This window comes from Bacteroidia bacterium, assembly GCA_016218155.1.
GTDB lineage: Bacteria > Bacteroidota > Bacteroidia > Bacteroidales > GWA2-32-17 > GWA2-32-17.
In genome coordinates, this window is record JACREQ010000060.1 from 1 (window position 1) to 1,239 (window position 1,239).

At 30.4% G+C, this 1,239-nt stretch carries 1 protein-coding gene; it reads right to left on the minus strand.

Translation table 11 applies throughout. The features are described from left to right. Positions 1–193 precede the first annotated feature (193 nt). On the minus strand, positions 194–550 hold the full coding sequence (locus HY951_11835) for a nucleotidyltransferase domain-containing protein (protein MBI5540744.1): 357 nt from the start codon (positions 548–550) through the stop codon (positions 194–196). Positions 551–1,239: the final 689 nt, after the last annotated feature.

The following is a 1,239-nucleotide window of genomic DNA, read 5'->3' on the forward strand; positions in this document are numbered from 1 at the left end:
CAGGTCAGATTTTGCCACACCTCAATCGCAAAATCCTCAACGTAGCTGAGCTACGCCTGCGGTTTTGCTCAATCGGAGTGACAAAATTTGACCTGAATCTGAGCGCCTACTTGTAACAGTTATTTCGTTGCAAGCCCTTAAATAGTCTTTATCAATAATTTCTCTAATAGTATCAAGGTCATCCGATGCTCGTTCAAGCCACTCTTGTGTAATTTTTTTCATATATGATAATTCCTTTTTGTAAAATTTCTTTAGAAAACATGCTCCCCAGTTCAATAAATTTTTCATGCATGGATTTTGTATGCACTATTAGATCAATAGGAAACTTTTTTTTAATATCACTTAAAACAGAAGAAACCTTAAGGTATATTTCCATATTTTCATTATAATCTTTTGGATAATAATTATCATCGATTACTACTAAAATGTCTAAATCGCTATCTTTATTAGGTGTACCAGAAGCATATGACCCAAATAAAATAATCTTTAACGGTTTTATTGTCCCACTAAGTTTATCAATAATCATTTTTATTAAATCTTCATTTAACAACATAAGTATTCCCTTTTTTTGAAGAATAGTGTCGATAGTAACTAAGCAACTAACTTCAATTTCAATCTCATTTTTTCCTACAAAATATTTTCTATAAGAAGATAGCGGAATTCAATAATGGATAGCAGGATAGGGGATAACATTGGTGCAAGCAGTACATTGTTTTTCATTCAGACCCCTTCGAGATTATTTCATTTTTCCCCTGTCCCTTAATTCTATTTTAACACGATATCATTATACCTGAATATTGATTAAAATTCATCCCCATAATAAAAACAAATTCAAAATTCAAGATTCAAAATAATAAAAACAGATTCAAGATTCAAGACGCTACCATTCATTATATTCATCATCTCTTTCGACTCGTAAAATAATCTGGGAATTTTTTGGAATACTAGCGGCAAATTCAGGATGTTCCATCACATAACGGTCAAATTATTCTACCAATATTGCATGTCTTTTTTCTAAAATATTTAACATTTATCTGCCCTCCAAAAAGGCCTTTTGATAAGCCTTCCAATTTTCTTTAATATCCTCATCTCCTAAAACTAGTAGAACATTCGATAAATCCGTTCTATTTTAGTAAAGTAAAGAAAAAAACATCCGATAATATTATGGATGAGAAAACCGATAAAAATTAAAATTACCAAAAAAGAGAAAACAGAATTACTAAAAGTAGTAAAAAGGCA